This window comes from Bradyrhizobium yuanmingense, from assembly GCF_029167105.1.
Lineage (GTDB): Bacteria > Pseudomonadota > Alphaproteobacteria > Rhizobiales > Xanthobacteraceae > Bradyrhizobium > Bradyrhizobium yuanmingense_A.
In genome coordinates this window covers 38,641-53,015 of record NZ_JARFML010000015.1, presented here as the reverse complement: position 1 = coordinate 53,015, position 14,375 = coordinate 38,641, and the positions used below count along the sequence as shown (strand labels likewise).

Here is a 14,375-nt window from a genome sequence, read left to right as displayed (position 1 = left end):
GCGGGTGGTTTAACTTGGCAGCGGCGGCAACGCCGACGGCTGTTCGATCGGCGGTGGGGAAGGCGGATGCCCGGCGTTCGACGCGGGCTCCGGCTTCGTCAGCGGCTCCTCGACATTGCCACCCTTGTAGACGCGGGCATAGCGACGGCCGAGGCTGGTCAGCACCTCATAGCCGATCGTGCCGAAATGGTGCGCGAGTTCGTCGACGGTGATGCCTTCGCCGAGCAGCGTCACCATGTGGCCGCGCCGCACCGCGTTCGGCGGCAGATCGGTGATGTCGATCGCGATCAGGTCCATGGAGATGCGGCCTGCGACAGGGCAGCGCTTGCCCGCCACGATGACATCGGCGCCGCGGGTGCCGTCATTGGAGCTGGCGGCGCGGAAGTAGCCGTCGGCGTAGCCGACCGCGATGATCGCCAGTTTCGTCGGCCGCCGCGCCGTCCAGGTGCCGCCATAGCCGACGGTCTCGCCGCGCTCGATGCTGCGGATCTGCACGATGCGCGCCTTGAGGTCGACCACCTGCTGCATGGGATTGTCGGCCTCCGGCGTCGGGTTGACGCCGTAGAGCGCAGCTCCCGGGCGCACCAGGTCGAACTGGAAGGGCGCGCCGAGGAAGATGCCGGAGGAGTTGGCGAGCGCCGCCGGCACGCCTGTGAACTCGCTGGCGATGCTGCGGAAGGCCGCGAGCTGTCTGGCATTGATCGGGCTGTTGAGCTGCTCGGCCGCGACCAGATGGCTCATCACCAGCGTGATGCCGTGATCGCCGGCGTTGATGCGGGGGATGATGGCCTGCGCTTCCGACAGCGTCAGCCCGAGCCGGTTCATGCCGGTGTCGATGTGAACAGCGGCGCCCCCGTTCCAGCCGGTGCGGCGGCAGAACACGTCCCATTCGGCGAGCTCGTTGAGATCGCCGATCACCGGACGGCAATTGATCTTGGCGTAGTGCTCGCCGGTGTTCTGGAAATAGCCGCCGAGCACGTAGATCGTGGGCTCCGGAACGGCGGCGCGTACCTTGCGCGCTTCCTCGATGGTGGCGACGAAGAAGGTCTTGCAACCGGCTTTGCTCAGGGCGCGCGACACCTGCTCGGCGCCGCAGCCATAGGCGTCGGCCTTGATCACCGCCGAACATTCGGCCGGCACCGCGGTCTTCTCGAGCTTGCGCCAATTGGCGATGATTGCATCGAGATCGACGGTCAGCACGCCGCCGAAGGCGGCGAGCGCGGCAGCCTGGTTGGCCTCCGGGGAGAGTGGGCCGGATTGCGGGATTGATTTCGGGGCGGACGCCATTGTCATGGCGTCGTTTTACGCAAGAGACAGCCCCCGTTCAACCCGGGGAACAATCTAGTAGTCGCTGCGGTCCGGCAGCTGGCCGTCATGCGCGAGGTCGCCGAAGCGCGTGACCGAGGCATCGAAGTGCAGCTCGACGGTACCGGTCGGACCGTGGCGCTGCTTGCCGATGATGACTTCGGCGCGCCCCACGGTACGTTCCATGTCGGCCTGCCATTTGGCATGCTCCTCGGTGCCGGGGCGCGGCTCCTTCATGGCGAGGTAATATTCTTCGCGGAACACGAACAGCACGACGTCCGCGTCCTGCTCGATCGAGCCGGATTCGCGCAGATCCGACAGCTGCGGCCGCTTGTCGTCGCGCGATTCCACCTGACGCGACAGCTGCGAGAGCGCGATCACGGGAACGTTGAGCTCCTTGGCCAGCGCTTTCAGGCTGGTCGTGATCTCCGTGATTTCCTGCACGCGGCTGTCGCTGGCGCGCTTGCCCGAGCCCGAGAGCAGTTGGATGTAGTCGATCACCAGGAGATCGAGACCCTTCTGGCGCTTGAGCCGGCGCGCGCGCGCCATCAGCTGCGCGATCGACAGGCCGCCGGTGGCGTCGACGTAGAACGGCAGCGACTGCAGCTCGATCGAGACCTGGCGGATCTTCTCGAAATCGGCCTCCGTAATGCCGCCGCGGCGGATGTGGGAGGAGGGAATGCCGGTGCGCTCGGCCACGATACGCGTGGCGAGCTGGTCGGCCGACATTTCGCAGGAGAAGAAGCCGATCACGCCGCCGTTGGCGGCCTTCATGGTGCCGTCGGCCTGAAGCTCCGGCACGTAGGCCTGCGCGACATTGTAGGCGATGTTGGTCGCCAGCGACGTCTTGCCCATGCCGGGGCGTCCCGCAACGATGATGAGGTCGGAATGCTGCAGGCCGCCCATCTTGATGTCGAGGTCGCGCAGGCCCGTCGAGATGCCCGATAGCTTGCCGTCGCGCTGGAATGCCTTGGCCGCGAGATCGACCGCGACGGTGAGGGCCTGCGAGAATTTCTGGAAGCCGCCGTCGTAGCGGCCGGACTCGGCGAGCTCGTAGAGGCGACGCTCGGCGTCCTCGATCTGCGCCCGCGGTTGGAAGTCGACCGGTGCGTCATAGGCGACGTTGACCATGTCCTCGCCGATGCCGATCAGGTCGCGGCGCAACGACAGATCGTAGATGGTGCGGCCATAGTCCTGGGCGTTGATGATGGTGGTGGCTTCGGCCGCAAGCCGCGCCAGGTATTGTCCGATGGTCATGCCGCCGACATCGGTATCGGCCGGCAGGAACGTCTTCAGCGTGACCGGGGTGGCGATCTTGCCCATCCGGATCAGGCTGCCCGCGGTCTCGAAGATGGTCTGGTGCAGCGGCTCGAAGAAATGCTTGGCCTCCAGGAAGTCGGAGACGCGGTAGAAGGCGTCGTTGTTGACCAGGATTGCGCCCAGAAGGCTCTGTTCCGCCTCGATATTGTGCGGTGCGCTCCGATAGGCGGGAGTTCCGGCATCGGGCGTGAGTTTGAGAACGTTCGAATCAGTCAGTGCCATGGTCGGACGTGCTTAGCAATTTTCTTGGGCGGATGCGGGGCCGGGATAAAGCGCCGCCGCAGGTCAAAGCGGAAGCAAAAGCTGACCGCTATCAACCGCTCAGTTAAAATGGTGGATGATTAGCAGTCGCAGCACGCGCCGCGCTTGACTGGATTTTGGCGGAGCTCTCGGCACAGGGGGCCGTGATCGCGCCGCGGAAAAATCCTGAAACCCGTGAACCCTCGGGGCTGACGCGCAGACCTATCGAGAAGCGCGCGAAATGACGCACGCTGACCGATTCGGCTCGGCTTCAGACCAGCAGGAGGTAGACCAGCGCAACCAAGGCCGCCCCAACGCCGGTGACGATCAGGGCGTAATCGGTGCGGAGGTCGTCCTGCACGTCGAATGAGGTTTGGGTCTCTTTGCTCATGGCGACGGTCTAAGCCAGGCCCGACCAGACTTCTGTGAAACAGATCACATCTCCCCGGATTCTTTCGGGGGCATGCCGGAACAGGCGGATGGGCAGGGGATTATCTCATTCCCCTCTGACAGGGATACGAGGCGAGCGATGCAGCCAGAACGGCAGCACCAGAACTGGCGAAGCGAGGCAGGCAGCCGGCTTTGGCTGTCGGGGCTGATCGCGGCTATGAAGCACGTGGAGCGGCCCGAGGTGCGTCGCCAGCCGGTCGCCCCCGAAATCCTGCTGGAATTGCGGGCGCAATTGGCGTTAACGGCGTCTTTCCGGTCTTCTGGGATTTCGAACCTGCGCCACTAAGATCCGGACCTATTCACCAGCCAGCTTGAGTTTCGGCATGGCCGCCCCCTCCCGGGCCCGCAGCCGGGCTTCCTCCCGCGGGATATAGTCGCGGGTCATCGGCACCACGCCCTGGCGCCGGGTGAGCTGGATCTGGAAGTTCATCATGGCTTGCTTGCGGAACGTCATCTCGCAGGCCGCGAGGTAAAATTCCCACATCAAGGCGAAGCGCTCGTCGTAGAGCTGCACGGCTTCCTCGCGCCGCGCCAGGAACCGCTCGCGCCAGGCCTTCAGCGTCTCGGCATAGTGCAGGCGCAGAATCTCGATGTCGCAGACCAGCAGGCCCGCGCGCTCGATCGCCGGCAGCACCTCCGAGAGTGCGGGGATGTAGCCGCCGGGGAAGATGTATTTGGCGATCCAGGGATTGGTCGAATCCGGGCCCTGCGAACGGCCGATCGAATGCAGCAGCATGACGCCGTCTTCCTTCAGCAGCTCGGCGCAGCGCTGGAAGTAGGCGTCGTAGAACCGCGCCCCGACATGCTCGAACATGCCGACGGAGACGATGCGGTCGAACGTACCTTCGACGTCGCGATAATCCTGGAGCTGGAATCTGGCCGAGCCCGTCAGGCCCTTTTCGGCGGAGCGCGCATTGGCGACCTGCAGCTGCTCGGTCGACAGCGTGATGCCGGTGACGTCGGCACCCGCGATCTCGGCGAGATAGAGCCCGAGGCCACCCCAGCCGGAGCCGATGTCGAGCACGCGCTCGCCATTCCTGACGAGAAGCTTCGCCGCGATGTGCCGCTTCTTGGCAAGTTGCGCGTCGTCCAGCGACATCTCGGGCGTCTCGAAATAGGCGCAGCTATATTGCTTGTCGGCATCGAGAAACAGCGAATAGAGCCGGCCGTCGAGATCGTAATGATGAGCGACGTTTTGACGGGAGCGCGGGCGGGGATTGAACTGCTTGAGGTGCCGCGTCAGGTAGCGCAGGTGCCACCACGGCTTTGCCCACTGCGGCAATGGGTCGGGTTGATCGAGCAGGATCGCGAGGGCATCAGCTATGGTGCCGCGCTCGACCACGAACTCGCCGTTCATGTAGGCCTCGCCCAGCCCCAGCTCGGGATTGACGAGGACCCTTCGCTCGGAGTCCGCAGTGACGAAGCGGACTGCGACCGGCTCGCCGGAGCCGTCGCCGACGGTGAACTTCGATCCGCTCGCGCTGGTCACTGTCAACGACCCGCGACGGATGAATTGGGACAGAAATCGACGCAACAAACGGTCCATCGGCAATCCTCTCGAGCGAACCCGAAAGATGCGACTACCCGGCCTTCATATCTGACGCCCAGGCGCCGCAGCGGTTCCTATGCGTTTGCATTCAAATCTAGCGAGCCGGTTCCGGCTGCGCTATTGCACTGTGTTCAAAGTAGATATTCGAAAACCGCTTAATCACATCCTTGCGCGCGGACCTGCTTCCATTCGCGGCTCAATCGGTTAAAAGGTGACCGCCGCCGCGCCGGATGCCGGCTGCATTTGCGGAAATTCAACGGAGATGATGGGAATGTCGAGCCGAGCGCTCAGCCTCGCGACGGTGTTGCTTCTGATTGACTTCGGTGCGGCTAATTCCGTTCTTGCGCAGGCGACGAACCTCGAGGCTGGCAAGACCCCGTCGCAGCTGTTCTCGCAGACCTGCAACGTCTGCCACAAGAGCCCGCGCGGGCTGCTGAAGTCCGTGTCGCCCGGCTCGCTGCCGGGATTCCTGCGCCAGCACTACACGACGAGTTCGGACATGGCGGGCGTCCTCTCCGCCTATCTGATCTCGAACGGTGCCACCGACACCCGCTATCAGGCCAAAGACGCCAAGAAGGACGGCGCCGCGCCTGAACAACAGGGTCGACGTCAGCGCGCGCAGGATGCCGCGAGGCCGGAGGGCGAGGGCGCTGCTCCTGCCGCCGAGGGTACGCGCCAGAAGCGGGCGGCGCGGCCGGCCGAGGAGGGTGCCAAGCCGGAGGGAGAGGCTGCGCCCGAGGCACGCAAAGGTAAGCGGCGCGCCAAGCCCGGCACGGAGGAAGCCCCGAAGGTCGATGCCGCGGCGCCGGCGACCGACGACAAGAAGAGCGAGCCGAAGCCGGAGCCCGTCAAGCCCGACAGCGCCAAGGTTGAGCCGCGTAGCGAGACGCCGGCGCAGCGGCCCGATCCGGTCCCGCAGGTGACGCCGGCCGCTCCAGCCGCCGCCAAGCCCGCTGAGCCGGCCGCGCCCAAGGCGGTGGAAGAGGCTGCTCCGAAACCTGCCGAGCCGGCCCCCGCGGCCAAGCCGCAGGAACAGGCGCCGCCCGCGACTGCTGCAGCCCCCCCGTCGCCGCCGGCGCCGTCTGCGTCCTCCGGTCCGCCGGCGCCGCCGATCTCGCGCTAGATCACCCGGATCTTTCGATCGACGATGCGAAGGCCGCGCCCATCCGCGGCCTTCGCATCGTCTTGACCGCTATTGGAGTAATACTCTAGAGTATTGCTCTAGGAGGCGCCCATGACGGCGAGCGTGCGAGACGATCTGTTGGCGGCCGGCCTTGCCGTGTTCGACCGCGTCGGCTTCGAGGCCGCGACGGTGGCCGCGATCCGCACCCGAGCGCGGGCTTCCAACGGCAGCTTCTTCCACGTCTTCGGTTCGAAGAAAGAACTTGCCGGTGCGTTGTTTCTGGAGGTCTTACGGCACTATCACGCCGCGATACTGGCCGCCCTCGATTCCGGCCCCGACGCCGAGCAGGGCATCGATCGCCTGATCCGGGCGCATCTCGACTGGGTCGTCACCAGCCGGCGCGAGGCGCGCTACCTCTTCGAGATCTCGCGCAGCGAGTGGGGCGAAGACGTGCGCGACGCCCAGCGGGCGCAGAATGCGCGGCTTGCCGAAGGCATTGAGCGCTGGCGCGCGCCGCTGGTCGCAAGCGGCGAGCTTCTGCCGATGACGCCGGTGATGTTCGTCAGCCAGCTGATCGGTCCGGCGCAGATCTTCTGCCGCGCCTTCCTGTCGGGTCGCGAGCGCACCGATCCGCGCATCGAGGCGGATACGCTGATCGCCTGCGCCAAGCGTGCGCTGAGGCCGTTCGATCGTATCAACAAGCAATAAGGGGAGACCGCATGCGCGCCGAAGCTGATCCGGAATTTGCGCCGATTGCCGAGCGCATCCACGCCAATATCGGCCGGCAGGGTTTCATGAACCTGGTCGGTGCCGAGCTCTCCGAATTGTCGCGCGGCACCTGCACCATCGCCGTGGAGCGCCGGCCGGAGCTGTTACAGCAGCACGGCTTCTTCCACGGCGGCGTCACCGCCTTCCTGGTCGACAACGCCACCACGATCGCAGCCGCCACGTCGCGCGGCCAGCCGGCGCTGACGGCGGAATACAAGCTCAATCTGTTGTCGCCCGGGTCGGCGAAAAGCTGATCTGCCGCGCCCGGGTGATCAAGCCGGGCCGCCAGGTCGCGGTGGTCGCCGCCGACGTGTTCTGCGTCAGCGACGGCGTCGAGAAGCATACGGCCACCGCGCTGGCCTCGATCGCGATGCTGAGCGAGGACGTCGCTGCGAAAACGAAAAGCCCGGCCGCGTGAGGCGACCGGGCTCTTGCTTGTGTCTGTCATTCCGGGGCTCGCGAAGCGAGAACCCGGAATCTCGAGGTTCCGGGTTCTGTCCTGCGGACCGCCCCGGAACGACGTGCCTTCCTTACTTCTCTTCCGCAGCCGGCGCCGGCGCGACGTCGTCGTGCTGGGCTTCTGGATCGAAGAACTCGCCGGCGGCGGCGATCGCCTCGGCGGCGGCGTCGCGATCCTCGTTGCGGGTCGAGATGTCCTCGCCGCGGTTGATGCGCTCGGCCTCGTCCTGGCTGCGGGCAACCGTGACGGTGATCTCGACCTCGACCTCGGGGTGAACGGCAACGGTGATCGCGTGCTTGCCGATGGTCTTGATCGGCGCGTCGAGCTGGATCTGCGGACGAGCGAGCGAAACGCCGTCGGCTTCGAACGCGAGCACGATGTCACGCACGTTGACCGAGCCGAACAGCTGGCCGGCTTCCGACGCCTGGCGGATCACGATGATGTTCCTGCCCTCGATCTTCTCGGCGACCTTGGACGCCTCGGCCTTAGAGGCGAGGTTGCGCGCTTCGAGCTCGGCCTTCATGCCGTCATACTTGGCCCGGTTGTCGGCGGTGGCGCGCAGCGCCTTGCCGCGCTTGAGCAGGAAATTGCGAGCGTAGCCGTCGCGAACCTTCACGACTTCGCCCATCTGGCCAAGCTTGTTGACGCGTTCCAGCAAAATGACTTCCATATTCGTTCTCCTTTTGAAGTGCTCTCTCAGGTTTCAGTTTCGAGGTTGAACTCAAGGTGTGGGCAGCGGCGGCGGCTGCCGGCTGCGCAGGAAGCGTTCGCGCAAGCCGAACAAGGCATCCGCAAGCCCAAGGATCACCATCGCGACCACGGGCCATCCGAATACGACGACGGCGGCGTAGGTCGAGCCGAGCCAGAACGTGCGGCCGTTCAGCGCGAGCGTCAGCGTATGCAATACGGCGAAACCGGCCAGCGCATAGCTCATCATCAGCGCGGCGGTGGCGATCTGCGCCACGATGCCAAGCAGCCCCCCGGTGAAGCAGAAGGCGAGGGAGATGCAAAGCACCACCAGCGTCATCTGTGGAAGCTCGGTGGTCTTGAGGTCCGGCCAGGGGCGGCGCAGCCGGCCCGACGTCGCGGTCACCTTGGCGCTGAGCCAGAGGTTGAGAGTGAGCGTCATGGTCGCGGCAATCGTGGCGGCGGCGGGTGCGATGCGCACCAGCGCGTCGACGAACTGGCTGGCTTCGCCCGAAGTTTGCGGGTCGGTGGCGCGCAGGAGGCGCGTCAGGCCACGGCGCAACGTGCCGGTGATGGTCTCGGCGTCGGTCCCGAGCGTGAGCAAAGCGGCCATCGTGGTCAGCGTTGCGAAGCCTGCAATCCAGAGCAGGATGCGGCCGACCGGGTACCACTCGACGTCCGGCTCCAAGGAGGGAGCGGTGCCGGCGGCAGGCGGAGCGCTTCCCACCTGACGTCCGAGCAGGACGAGATGGCCGAGCCACCACGCGGGCAGCGCGACGGTGACGGCGAAGGCGATGCAGTAGGGCAGGCCGAACAGGGCGCCAAGGCCGATCGCGGCGGCGATGCCGCCGAGGCTCGCGCAAAGCGGGCCCCAGCCGATCGCGGCGACCATCAGGGGGAGCGGAGCGAGATAGAACAGGACGAGCGCGATCAGCGCGCCCGAGATGATCGAGGCGAACATCAGGGCCGACGCAGCGCCGGCGATCAGGGCTATCAGTCCAAAGGCGATCATCAGCTGTCCCGCTCCCTTCGAGCGGTTAGAGGCGTCGTTTGCCCCAACCATCGGCGACCGGACGACCCGGAAGCCTTATGAGTTCTAGAAGTCGCGACCGGCGGCACGAGGGCCGCCGGTCGAATTGGTCGTATCAGCGAATGACGTAGGGCAAGAGGCCCAGGAACCGCGCGCGCTTGATGGCGCGGGCGAGCTCACGCTGCTTCTTCGCGGACACCGCGGTGATGCGGCTCGGCACGATCTTGCCGCGCTCGGAGACGTAACGCATCAAGAGCTTGGAGTCCTTGTAGTCGATCTTCGGAGCATTGGCGCCCGTGAACGGGCAGCTCTTGCGACGACGGAAAAACGGGCGGCGTGCACCAGCTTCAGCCATTGGTCTTACTCCCCATCCGTGGTTTCAGCTTCGTCGCGCGGACGGCGCGGACCGCGATCACCGCGGAAACCGCCCTCGCGGTCGCCACGGAAGCCGCCTTCACGCTCGCCGCGGAAGCCACCGCCGCGATCGTCACGCTCGCGATCACGGTCGGCCTTGCGCATCATCGCGGACGGGCCTTCCTCGAGCTCCTCGACGCGGACGCTGAGATAGCGGATCACGTCTTCGCTGATGCGCTCCTGGCGCTCGATCTCGGCGATCGCCGCGGACGGCGCGTCGATGTTGAGCAGCACGAAGTGCGCCTTGCGGTTCTTGTTCATGCGGTAGGTGAGGGAGCGCACGCCCCAATTCTCGGTCTTGGTGATCTTGCCGCCGAGACCTTCGACGATACCGGTCATCTGCGCAGTCAGCTCTTCGACCTGCTGCGGGCTCGCGTCCTGACGCGCGAGAAAAACATGCTCGTAAAGAGGCATGGTCGTCCTTTCCTCATGTTGGCGCATCGCCCGGCGTCAAACCCTTAAGAGGCCTTCGGAAAGGACTCTGGGATCAAGCTCAGAAGGCGGAAACACGGGACGACGGGCCGACTGGCCCTGCCACACCAAAATCACGAATGATTTGCTGAGACCGTCCGTTCAGCTCCCGGCCGGGGTCTGCGGATCGGCGCCTTATACGGATTTTGGCCGGCTTTGCAAGGTGGAGGGGCATTTTCAAGCCGAGCCGGTCCGCCCCTCCGACGGGAACAAGAACGCCCCATCCTCCAATACCAAGAGTCGGCTTGATCTATTTGTTTGTATAACATACAAATAAGTCAGCGGAGAAGATTCCATGGCGGAAACGTCGGCCGATGCGTCGTTCGAAGCGGCAGGGGACCCCAAGCACACCGCGCGCGCGACGCGCTCGGCCGGCCGCAAGATGCGGTCGCTGCTCCTGGATGCTGCGAGCCCGCTGTTTCGGGAGCAGGGGCTGTCAGGCACGTCGATTACCGACATCGCGGCCGCCGCGGACGCGTTTCCGAGTCAGATCACCTATTACTTCCGCACCAAGGAGGCGCTGTTCGTCGAATGCGCCTGCCGCGAGCTGTTGTACCTCGCGCGTGCCACCGAGCAGGCGGCGCTGAAGGCGCGGACGCCCGGGGAATACACCCATGCGCTGGCCGAGACCGTGACGGCGAGCGATTCGGTCGCCTTCTTCGCGGAGGCGTTGACGCTGACGCGGCGTCGCCAGGATCTCGCGCCACTGGTGGAGCGCACCATCGAGCGCCTGCACAGCGAGGGTGCGCGCGCTTATGCGGGGCAGGTCGAGCGGCACGGCTGGCGCTCGCTGCGCGCGCCCGACGAAAGCTCGCGGCGGTTCTGGGCCGTTGCCATCGGCGTTATTCTCGAGGGCTACGCGATGGGCCGCTCGCCCGAGGCGCTCTGCGCCGAGATGCTGCGCGTGCTGGGCGAGCAGGCGAAATCCACTGAAGACACCGGGCGCCTGCGTCTCGTCGAGGTGCGCGAGGCATCCGACAATTCGAATGGAAAGGGTTAGGCCATGACCGCGCTTCGCATGCGTGCCCGCGATTTCCTGACCGACGATCAATTGGCCGAGGTGCGCCAGCGCGCGACGTGGAAAGGCGCTGCGCTGATCGCGCACGCCTGGGCGCTGATCATTGCAGCCATCGCCTTGGTCGCGTGGTGGCCCAACCCGCTCACCTATATCTTCGCCGTCGCCATCATCGGCTCGCGCCAGCTCGGCCTTGCGATCCTGATGCATGACGGCGCACATGGCTGCCTGTCCGCCGACGAGAAAACCAATCTGGCGCTGAGCCAGTGGTTCTGCGCCTATCCGCTGTTTGCGGAGACGCGCAGCTACCGGCGCTATCACCTTCAGCACCATGCGCGCACCCAGCAGGAGGACGACCCCGATCTCGTGCTGTCGGCGCCATTTCCGATCACCAAGTTGAGCTATCGCCGCAAGTTCATCCGCGACATCACCGGGCAGACCGGCTACCAGCAGCGCAAGGCGCAGTTGCTCAACGCGCTCGGGCCAAAGGACTGGTCATGGCGGCAACGTGCAGCACATTTCTGGGAGATGCTCGGCCCGCAATGTGCGGTCAACGGGATCATGTTTGCCGCGCTCGCCGCGGCCGGCGTGTGGTGGGCCTATCCGCTGCTCTGGCTGGTGCCGCTCTTGACGTGGATGATGGTCATCACCCGCATCCGCAACATCGCCGAGCACGCCGTCGTCCCCGATAGCAGCGACCCCTTGCGCAACACGCGCACGACGCATGCCAATTTTCTCGAGCGCCTGTTCATCGCGCCGTATTACGTGAACTATCACCTCGAGCATCATCTGTTGTTCTACGTGCCCTGCTACAATCTGCCGAAGGTGCATCGGCTACTGAGTGCGAGCCGGTACGCCGATCGCATGGAAGTGCAGCCGAACTACGCTTCGGTGCTGCGGCTGGCCACGGCAAAGCCGAACCGCGAGGATCGGCCGGGGCAATTGGTGAGCAGTGCGCGCCGCGCGCGGGCAGGGGCGGACGTCGATGCCAACCAGACCGCCGGCGGGTTTTGAGGGGCTCATTCCCCGTTGAATGCTGCTCCAAGTTCCCGTCTCGGCTTGACAGTGCTGCCCCGGACGGTGTCTACGGCCCCCTTTGGAGCATGATCCGGAACCATGGCCCAAGGAACCACGGCCTAAGGCCGGGCGTAAATCGGCTGCCGGTTCAGAACAGGGATCATGCCTGACAGCAGGGAGCGCCGATGACGGCTGCATTCACATTTCCTGGGCAGGGTTCCCAGGCCGTCGGCATGGGCAAGGCCCTGGCCGACGCCTTTCCGGTCGCGCGCGCCGTGTTCGACGAGGTCGATGCCGCGCTCGGAGAGAAGCTGACGGCCATCATCTGGGAAGGTCCGGCCGAAACTCTCCAGCTCACCGAGAACGCCCAGCCGGCGCTGATGGCCGTGTCTATCGCGACCTTGCGCGTCCTCGAGGCCGAGGCTGGTTTTTCCGTGGGACGAGACGCTGCCTTCGTCGCCGGCCACTCGCTCGGCGAATATTCGGCGCTGGCGGCGGCCGGCAGCCTGACAGTTTCGGATACCGCGCGTCTGCTTCGCACCCGCGGTCTCGCAATGCAAAAGGCGGTCCCGGTCGGCGCCGGCGCGATGGCCGCGCTGCTCGGTCTTGACTACGAGGCCGCCATGGAAGTTGCGGGCGAGGCGGCGCAGGGGCAGGTCTGCCAGGCCGCCAACGACAATGGCGGCGGCCAGGTCGTCGTCTCCGGCGACAAGGCTGCGGTCGATCGCGCCGTCGAGATCGCCAAGGCCAAGGGCGCCAAGCGCGCGATGCTGTTGCCGGTATCCGCGCCCTTCCATTGCAAGCTGATGCAGCCGGCTGCGGATGCCATGGCGGAGGCGCTGTCGAAGGTCACGATCAAGGCGCCGGCCGCCCCGCTGGTGTCGAACGTGCTGGCGAGCGCCATCACCGATCCCGACGAGATCCGCCGCCGCCTGGTCGAGCAGGTCACCGGCACGGTGCGCTGGCGCGAGTCCGTGGCTCACATGGCCGGGCAGGGCGTCACCCGCTTCTTCGAGATCGGCGCCGGCAAGGTGCTGACCGGTCTCGTCAAGCGCATCGCGGACGGCGCCGTCGGCATTGCGGTCGGCGGCCCGAACGATATTGCCGCCGCCAAGGATGCATTGGCCGCTGCGAAGCAGGCTTAAAGGAGTCCATCAATGTTCGATTTGACTGGCCGAAAGGCGCTCGTCACCGGCGCGACCGGCGGCATTGGCGGCGCGATCGCGCAGGCGCTGCACGCGCAGGGCGCCACCGTCGCCATTTCAGGGACGCGCAAGGAGGTGCTGGACGAGCTCGCCGGCAAGCTCGGCGAGCGCGCCCACGTGCTGCCCTGCAATCTCTCCAAGGCCGATGAGGTCGAGGCGCTGGTGCCCGCTGCGGAGGCGGCGATGGGCCAGGTCGACATTCTCATCGCCAATGCCGGCATCACGCGCGACAATCTCTTCGTGCAGCTTCGCGACGAGGACTGGGACGAGGTCATCAACGTCAATCTGACCGCGACCTTCCGCCTGGCGCGCGCCGCGACCAAGCTGATGATGCGCAAGCGCTTCGGCCGCATCGTCGCCATCACCTCGGTGGTCGGCGTCACCGGCAATCCCGGGCAGGGCAATTATACTGCGTCGAAGGCCGGCCTGATCGGCATGATCAAGACGTTAGGGGCCGAATACGCCAAGCGTGGCGTGACCGCGAACTGCATCGCGCCGGGCTTCATCAAGACGCCGATGACCGATGCGCTCAACGACAAGCAGCGCGAAACGATTCTCACCAAGGTTCCGGCCGCCCGCCTGGGGACGCCAGAGGACATCGCAGCGGCCGCCGTCTATCTGAGCTCGAACGAAGCAGCCTACGTCACCGGGCAGACCATCCACGTCAACGGCGGCATGGCCATGATCTGACGTCTCGTGCCGCGTCGCCTGTCACGGCGGTGCGGCATGCGGCAAACGGCCGTTTCCGGAGCGAAATGAGGCTTGTAGTCAAGGCAATTGAAGTATGATAACCGGACCTCCAACGGATGGGCAAAGAACGCCATTGCAGGTTTTTGAAACCCTGTATATTGGCGATGCGGAGCCTTTGGCCGTCGTTCGCCGGGGCCTCCATCGGTTAGGATGGGCCAAATCAAAGTTTGTAAGCGAAGGCAGTCAAACGACCACGACGGCTCGTATCGTCCCGGGGGGTCGGGTCTACAGGGAACAACACGAGGTTAAGCAATGAGTGACATTGGCGAGCGGGTTAAGAAGATCGTGGTCGAACACCTTGGTGTTGAACCCGAGAAGGTTGTCGACAACGCGAGCTTCATCGACGACCTCGGCGCCGACAGTCTGGATACCGTCGAGCTGGTGATGGCGTTCGAAGAGGAATTCGGTTGCGAGATTCCGGACGACGCTGCGGAAACGATTCTCACCGTCGGCGACGCTACGAAGTTTCTCGAGAAGAACGCGAAGAGCTAAGGCTCTTCAATTTCGCGGGGACAACATTGAAACCGGACGGGCCGCTTCGCAGCGGCCAGCCGGTTTCTTGTTATTGGCC

The 14,375-nt window shown here is 65.4% G+C and carries 15 protein-coding genes and 1 pseudogene; 9 read left to right on the top strand and 7 right to left on the bottom strand.

The window, feature by feature from the left end:
- Positions 1-9 precede the first annotated feature (9 nt).
- Both alr and P0R31_RS20610 read right to left on the bottom strand, forming a co-directional pair.
- Positions 10-1,287: an alanine racemase gene (gene alr / locus P0R31_RS20615; protein ID WP_275516087.1), complete on the bottom strand. Its 1,278-nt coding sequence runs from the start codon at positions 1,285-1,287 to the stop codon at positions 10-12.
- Positions 1,288-1,341: 54 nt separating this feature from the next.
- On the bottom strand, positions 1,342-2,847 hold the full coding sequence (locus P0R31_RS20610) for a replicative DNA helicase (RefSeq protein WP_275515904.1): 1,506 nt from the start codon (positions 2,845-2,847) through the stop codon (positions 1,342-1,344).
- Positions 2,848-3,394: 547 nt separating this feature from the next.
- Here P0R31_RS20610 and P0R31_RS20605 point away from each other — a divergent pair.
- Entirely contained in the window at positions 3,395-3,601 is a 207-nt protein-coding gene (locus P0R31_RS20605; protein WP_275515902.1) for a transcriptional regulator, read from the top strand.
- Between the two features lie 9 nt (positions 3,602-3,610).
- On the opposite strand, the gene P0R31_RS20600 is transcribed toward P0R31_RS20605, so the two are convergent.
- Positions 3,611-4,861 carry a cyclopropane-fatty-acyl-phospholipid synthase gene (locus P0R31_RS20600; RefSeq protein ID WP_275515900.1) on the bottom strand — a complete coding sequence of 417 codons (1,251 nt, stop codon included), beginning with the start codon at positions 4,859-4,861 and terminating at the stop codon, positions 3,611-3,613.
- Between the two features lie 274 nt (positions 4,862-5,135).
- Here P0R31_RS20600 and P0R31_RS20595 point away from each other — a divergent pair, with 274 nt between their 5' ends.
- The 3 genes and pseudogenes from P0R31_RS20595 to P0R31_RS20585 all read left to right on the top strand — a co-directional run bounded on the left by P0R31_RS20595 (position 5,136) and on the right by P0R31_RS20585 (position 7,173).
- Positions 5,136-5,987 (top strand): hypothetical protein, encoded by an 852-nt coding sequence (locus P0R31_RS20595; protein WP_275515898.1) that lies wholly within the window; start codon positions 5,136-5,138, stop codon positions 5,985-5,987.
- A 111-nt stretch (positions 5,988-6,098) separates the two neighbouring features.
- Positions 6,099-6,695, top strand: a complete 597-nt coding sequence (locus P0R31_RS20590) for a TetR/AcrR family transcriptional regulator (RefSeq protein ID WP_275515896.1) — start codon at positions 6,099-6,101, stop codon at positions 6,693-6,695.
- Between the two features lie 11 nt (positions 6,696-6,706).
- Positions 6,707-7,173 (top strand): annotated as a pseudogene (locus tag P0R31_RS20585) (PaaI family thioesterase).
- A 112-nt stretch (positions 7,174-7,285) separates the two neighbouring features.
- On the opposite strand, the gene rplI reads toward P0R31_RS20585, so the two are convergent.
- From rplI to rpsF, 4 genes are all read right to left on the bottom strand, one after another.
- A complete protein-coding gene (gene rplI, locus P0R31_RS20580; protein ID WP_275515895.1) occupies positions 7,286-7,885 on the bottom strand; it encodes a 50S ribosomal protein L9 in 600 nt (199 codons plus the stop codon).
- Between the two features lie 51 nt (positions 7,886-7,936).
- A complete protein-coding gene (locus P0R31_RS20575; RefSeq protein WP_275515894.1) occupies positions 7,937-8,914 on the bottom strand; it encodes a DUF2232 domain-containing protein in 978 nt (325 codons plus the stop codon).
- A gap of 133 nt (positions 8,915-9,047) precedes the next feature.
- On the bottom strand, positions 9,048-9,287 hold the full coding sequence (gene rpsR, locus P0R31_RS20570; protein ID WP_007592020.1) for a 30S ribosomal protein S18: 240 nt from the start codon (positions 9,285-9,287) through the stop codon (positions 9,048-9,050).
- 5 nt (positions 9,288-9,292) lie between these two features.
- Positions 9,293-9,760 (bottom strand): 30S ribosomal protein S6, encoded by a 468-nt coding sequence (gene rpsF / locus P0R31_RS20565; RefSeq protein WP_025035823.1) that lies wholly within the window; start codon positions 9,758-9,760, stop codon positions 9,293-9,295.
- A 352-nt stretch (positions 9,761-10,112) separates the two neighbouring features.
- Between rpsF and P0R31_RS20560 the strand changes: the two genes are divergently transcribed.
- The 5 genes from P0R31_RS20560 to P0R31_RS20540 all read left to right on the top strand — a co-directional run bounded on the left by P0R31_RS20560 (position 10,113) and on the right by P0R31_RS20540 (position 14,296).
- A complete protein-coding gene (locus P0R31_RS20560; protein WP_275515893.1) occupies positions 10,113-10,817 on the top strand; it encodes a TetR/AcrR family transcriptional regulator C-terminal domain-containing protein in 705 nt (234 codons plus the stop codon).
- A 3-nt stretch (positions 10,818-10,820) separates the two neighbouring features.
- Positions 10,821-11,846, top strand: coding sequence for a fatty acid desaturase family protein (locus P0R31_RS20555; protein ID WP_275515892.1), 1,026 nt, complete (start codon positions 10,821-10,823; stop codon positions 11,844-11,846).
- Between the two features lie 188 nt (positions 11,847-12,034).
- The gene (fabD, locus tag P0R31_RS20550) at positions 12,035-12,994 is read left to right on the top strand and encodes an ACP S-malonyltransferase (protein ID WP_275515891.1); all 960 of its coding nucleotides are present in this window, start codon (positions 12,035-12,037) and stop codon (positions 12,992-12,994) included.
- A 12-nt stretch (positions 12,995-13,006) separates the two neighbouring features.
- Positions 13,007-13,744 (top strand): 3-oxoacyl-[acyl-carrier-protein] reductase, encoded by a 738-nt coding sequence (fabG, locus tag P0R31_RS20545; protein ID WP_025035827.1) that lies wholly within the window; start codon positions 13,007-13,009, stop codon positions 13,742-13,744.
- A gap of 312 nt (positions 13,745-14,056) precedes the next feature.
- Entirely contained in the window at positions 14,057-14,296 is a 240-nt protein-coding gene (locus P0R31_RS20540; protein ID WP_008551805.1) for an acyl carrier protein, read from the top strand.
- Positions 14,297-14,375: the final 79 nt, after the last annotated feature.

Coding starts and splice junctions, on each gene's coding strand:
- fabD (WP_275515891.1), top strand. CDS start 12,035: ATGACGGCTGCATTCACATTTCCTGGGCAGGGTTCCCAGGCCGTCGGC.
- P0R31_RS20605 (WP_275515902.1), top strand. CDS start 3,395: ATGCAGCCAGAACGGCAGCACCAGAACTGGCGAAGCGAGGCAGGCAGC.
- P0R31_RS20540 (WP_008551805.1), top strand. CDS start 14,057: ATGAGTGACATTGGCGAGCGGGTTAAGAAGATCGTGGTCGAACACCTT.
- rplI (WP_275515895.1), bottom strand. CDS start 7,885: ATGGAAGTCATTTTGCTGGAACGCGTCAACAAGCTTGGCCAGATGGGC.
- P0R31_RS20575 (WP_275515894.1), bottom strand. CDS start 8,914: ATGATCGCCTTTGGACTGATAGCCCTGATCGCCGGCGCTGCGTCGGCC.
- P0R31_RS20600 (WP_275515900.1), bottom strand. CDS start 4,861: ATGGACCGTTTGTTGCGTCGATTTCTGTCCCAATTCATCCGTCGCGGG.
- P0R31_RS20590 (WP_275515896.1), top strand. CDS start 6,099: ATGACGGCGAGCGTGCGAGACGATCTGTTGGCGGCCGGCCTTGCCGTG.
- alr (WP_275516087.1), bottom strand. CDS start 1,287: ATGGCGTCCGCCCCGAAATCAATCCCGCAATCCGGCCCACTCTCCCCG.
- P0R31_RS20595 (WP_275515898.1), top strand. CDS start 5,136: ATGTCGAGCCGAGCGCTCAGCCTCGCGACGGTGTTGCTTCTGATTGAC.
- P0R31_RS20610 (WP_275515904.1), bottom strand. CDS start 2,847: ATGGCACTGACTGATTCGAACGTTCTCAAACTCACGCCCGATGCCGGA.
- P0R31_RS20555 (WP_275515892.1), top strand. CDS start 10,821: ATGACCGCGCTTCGCATGCGTGCCCGCGATTTCCTGACCGACGATCAA.
- rpsF (WP_025035823.1), bottom strand. CDS start 9,760: ATGCCTCTTTACGAGCATGTTTTTCTCGCGCGTCAGGACGCGAGCCCG.
- fabG (WP_025035827.1), top strand. CDS start 13,007: ATGTTCGATTTGACTGGCCGAAAGGCGCTCGTCACCGGCGCGACCGGC.
- P0R31_RS20560 (WP_275515893.1), top strand. CDS start 10,113: ATGGCGGAAACGTCGGCCGATGCGTCGTTCGAAGCGGCAGGGGACCCC.
- rpsR (WP_007592020.1), bottom strand. CDS start 9,287: ATGGCTGAAGCTGGTGCACGCCGCCCGTTTTTCCGTCGTCGCAAGAGC.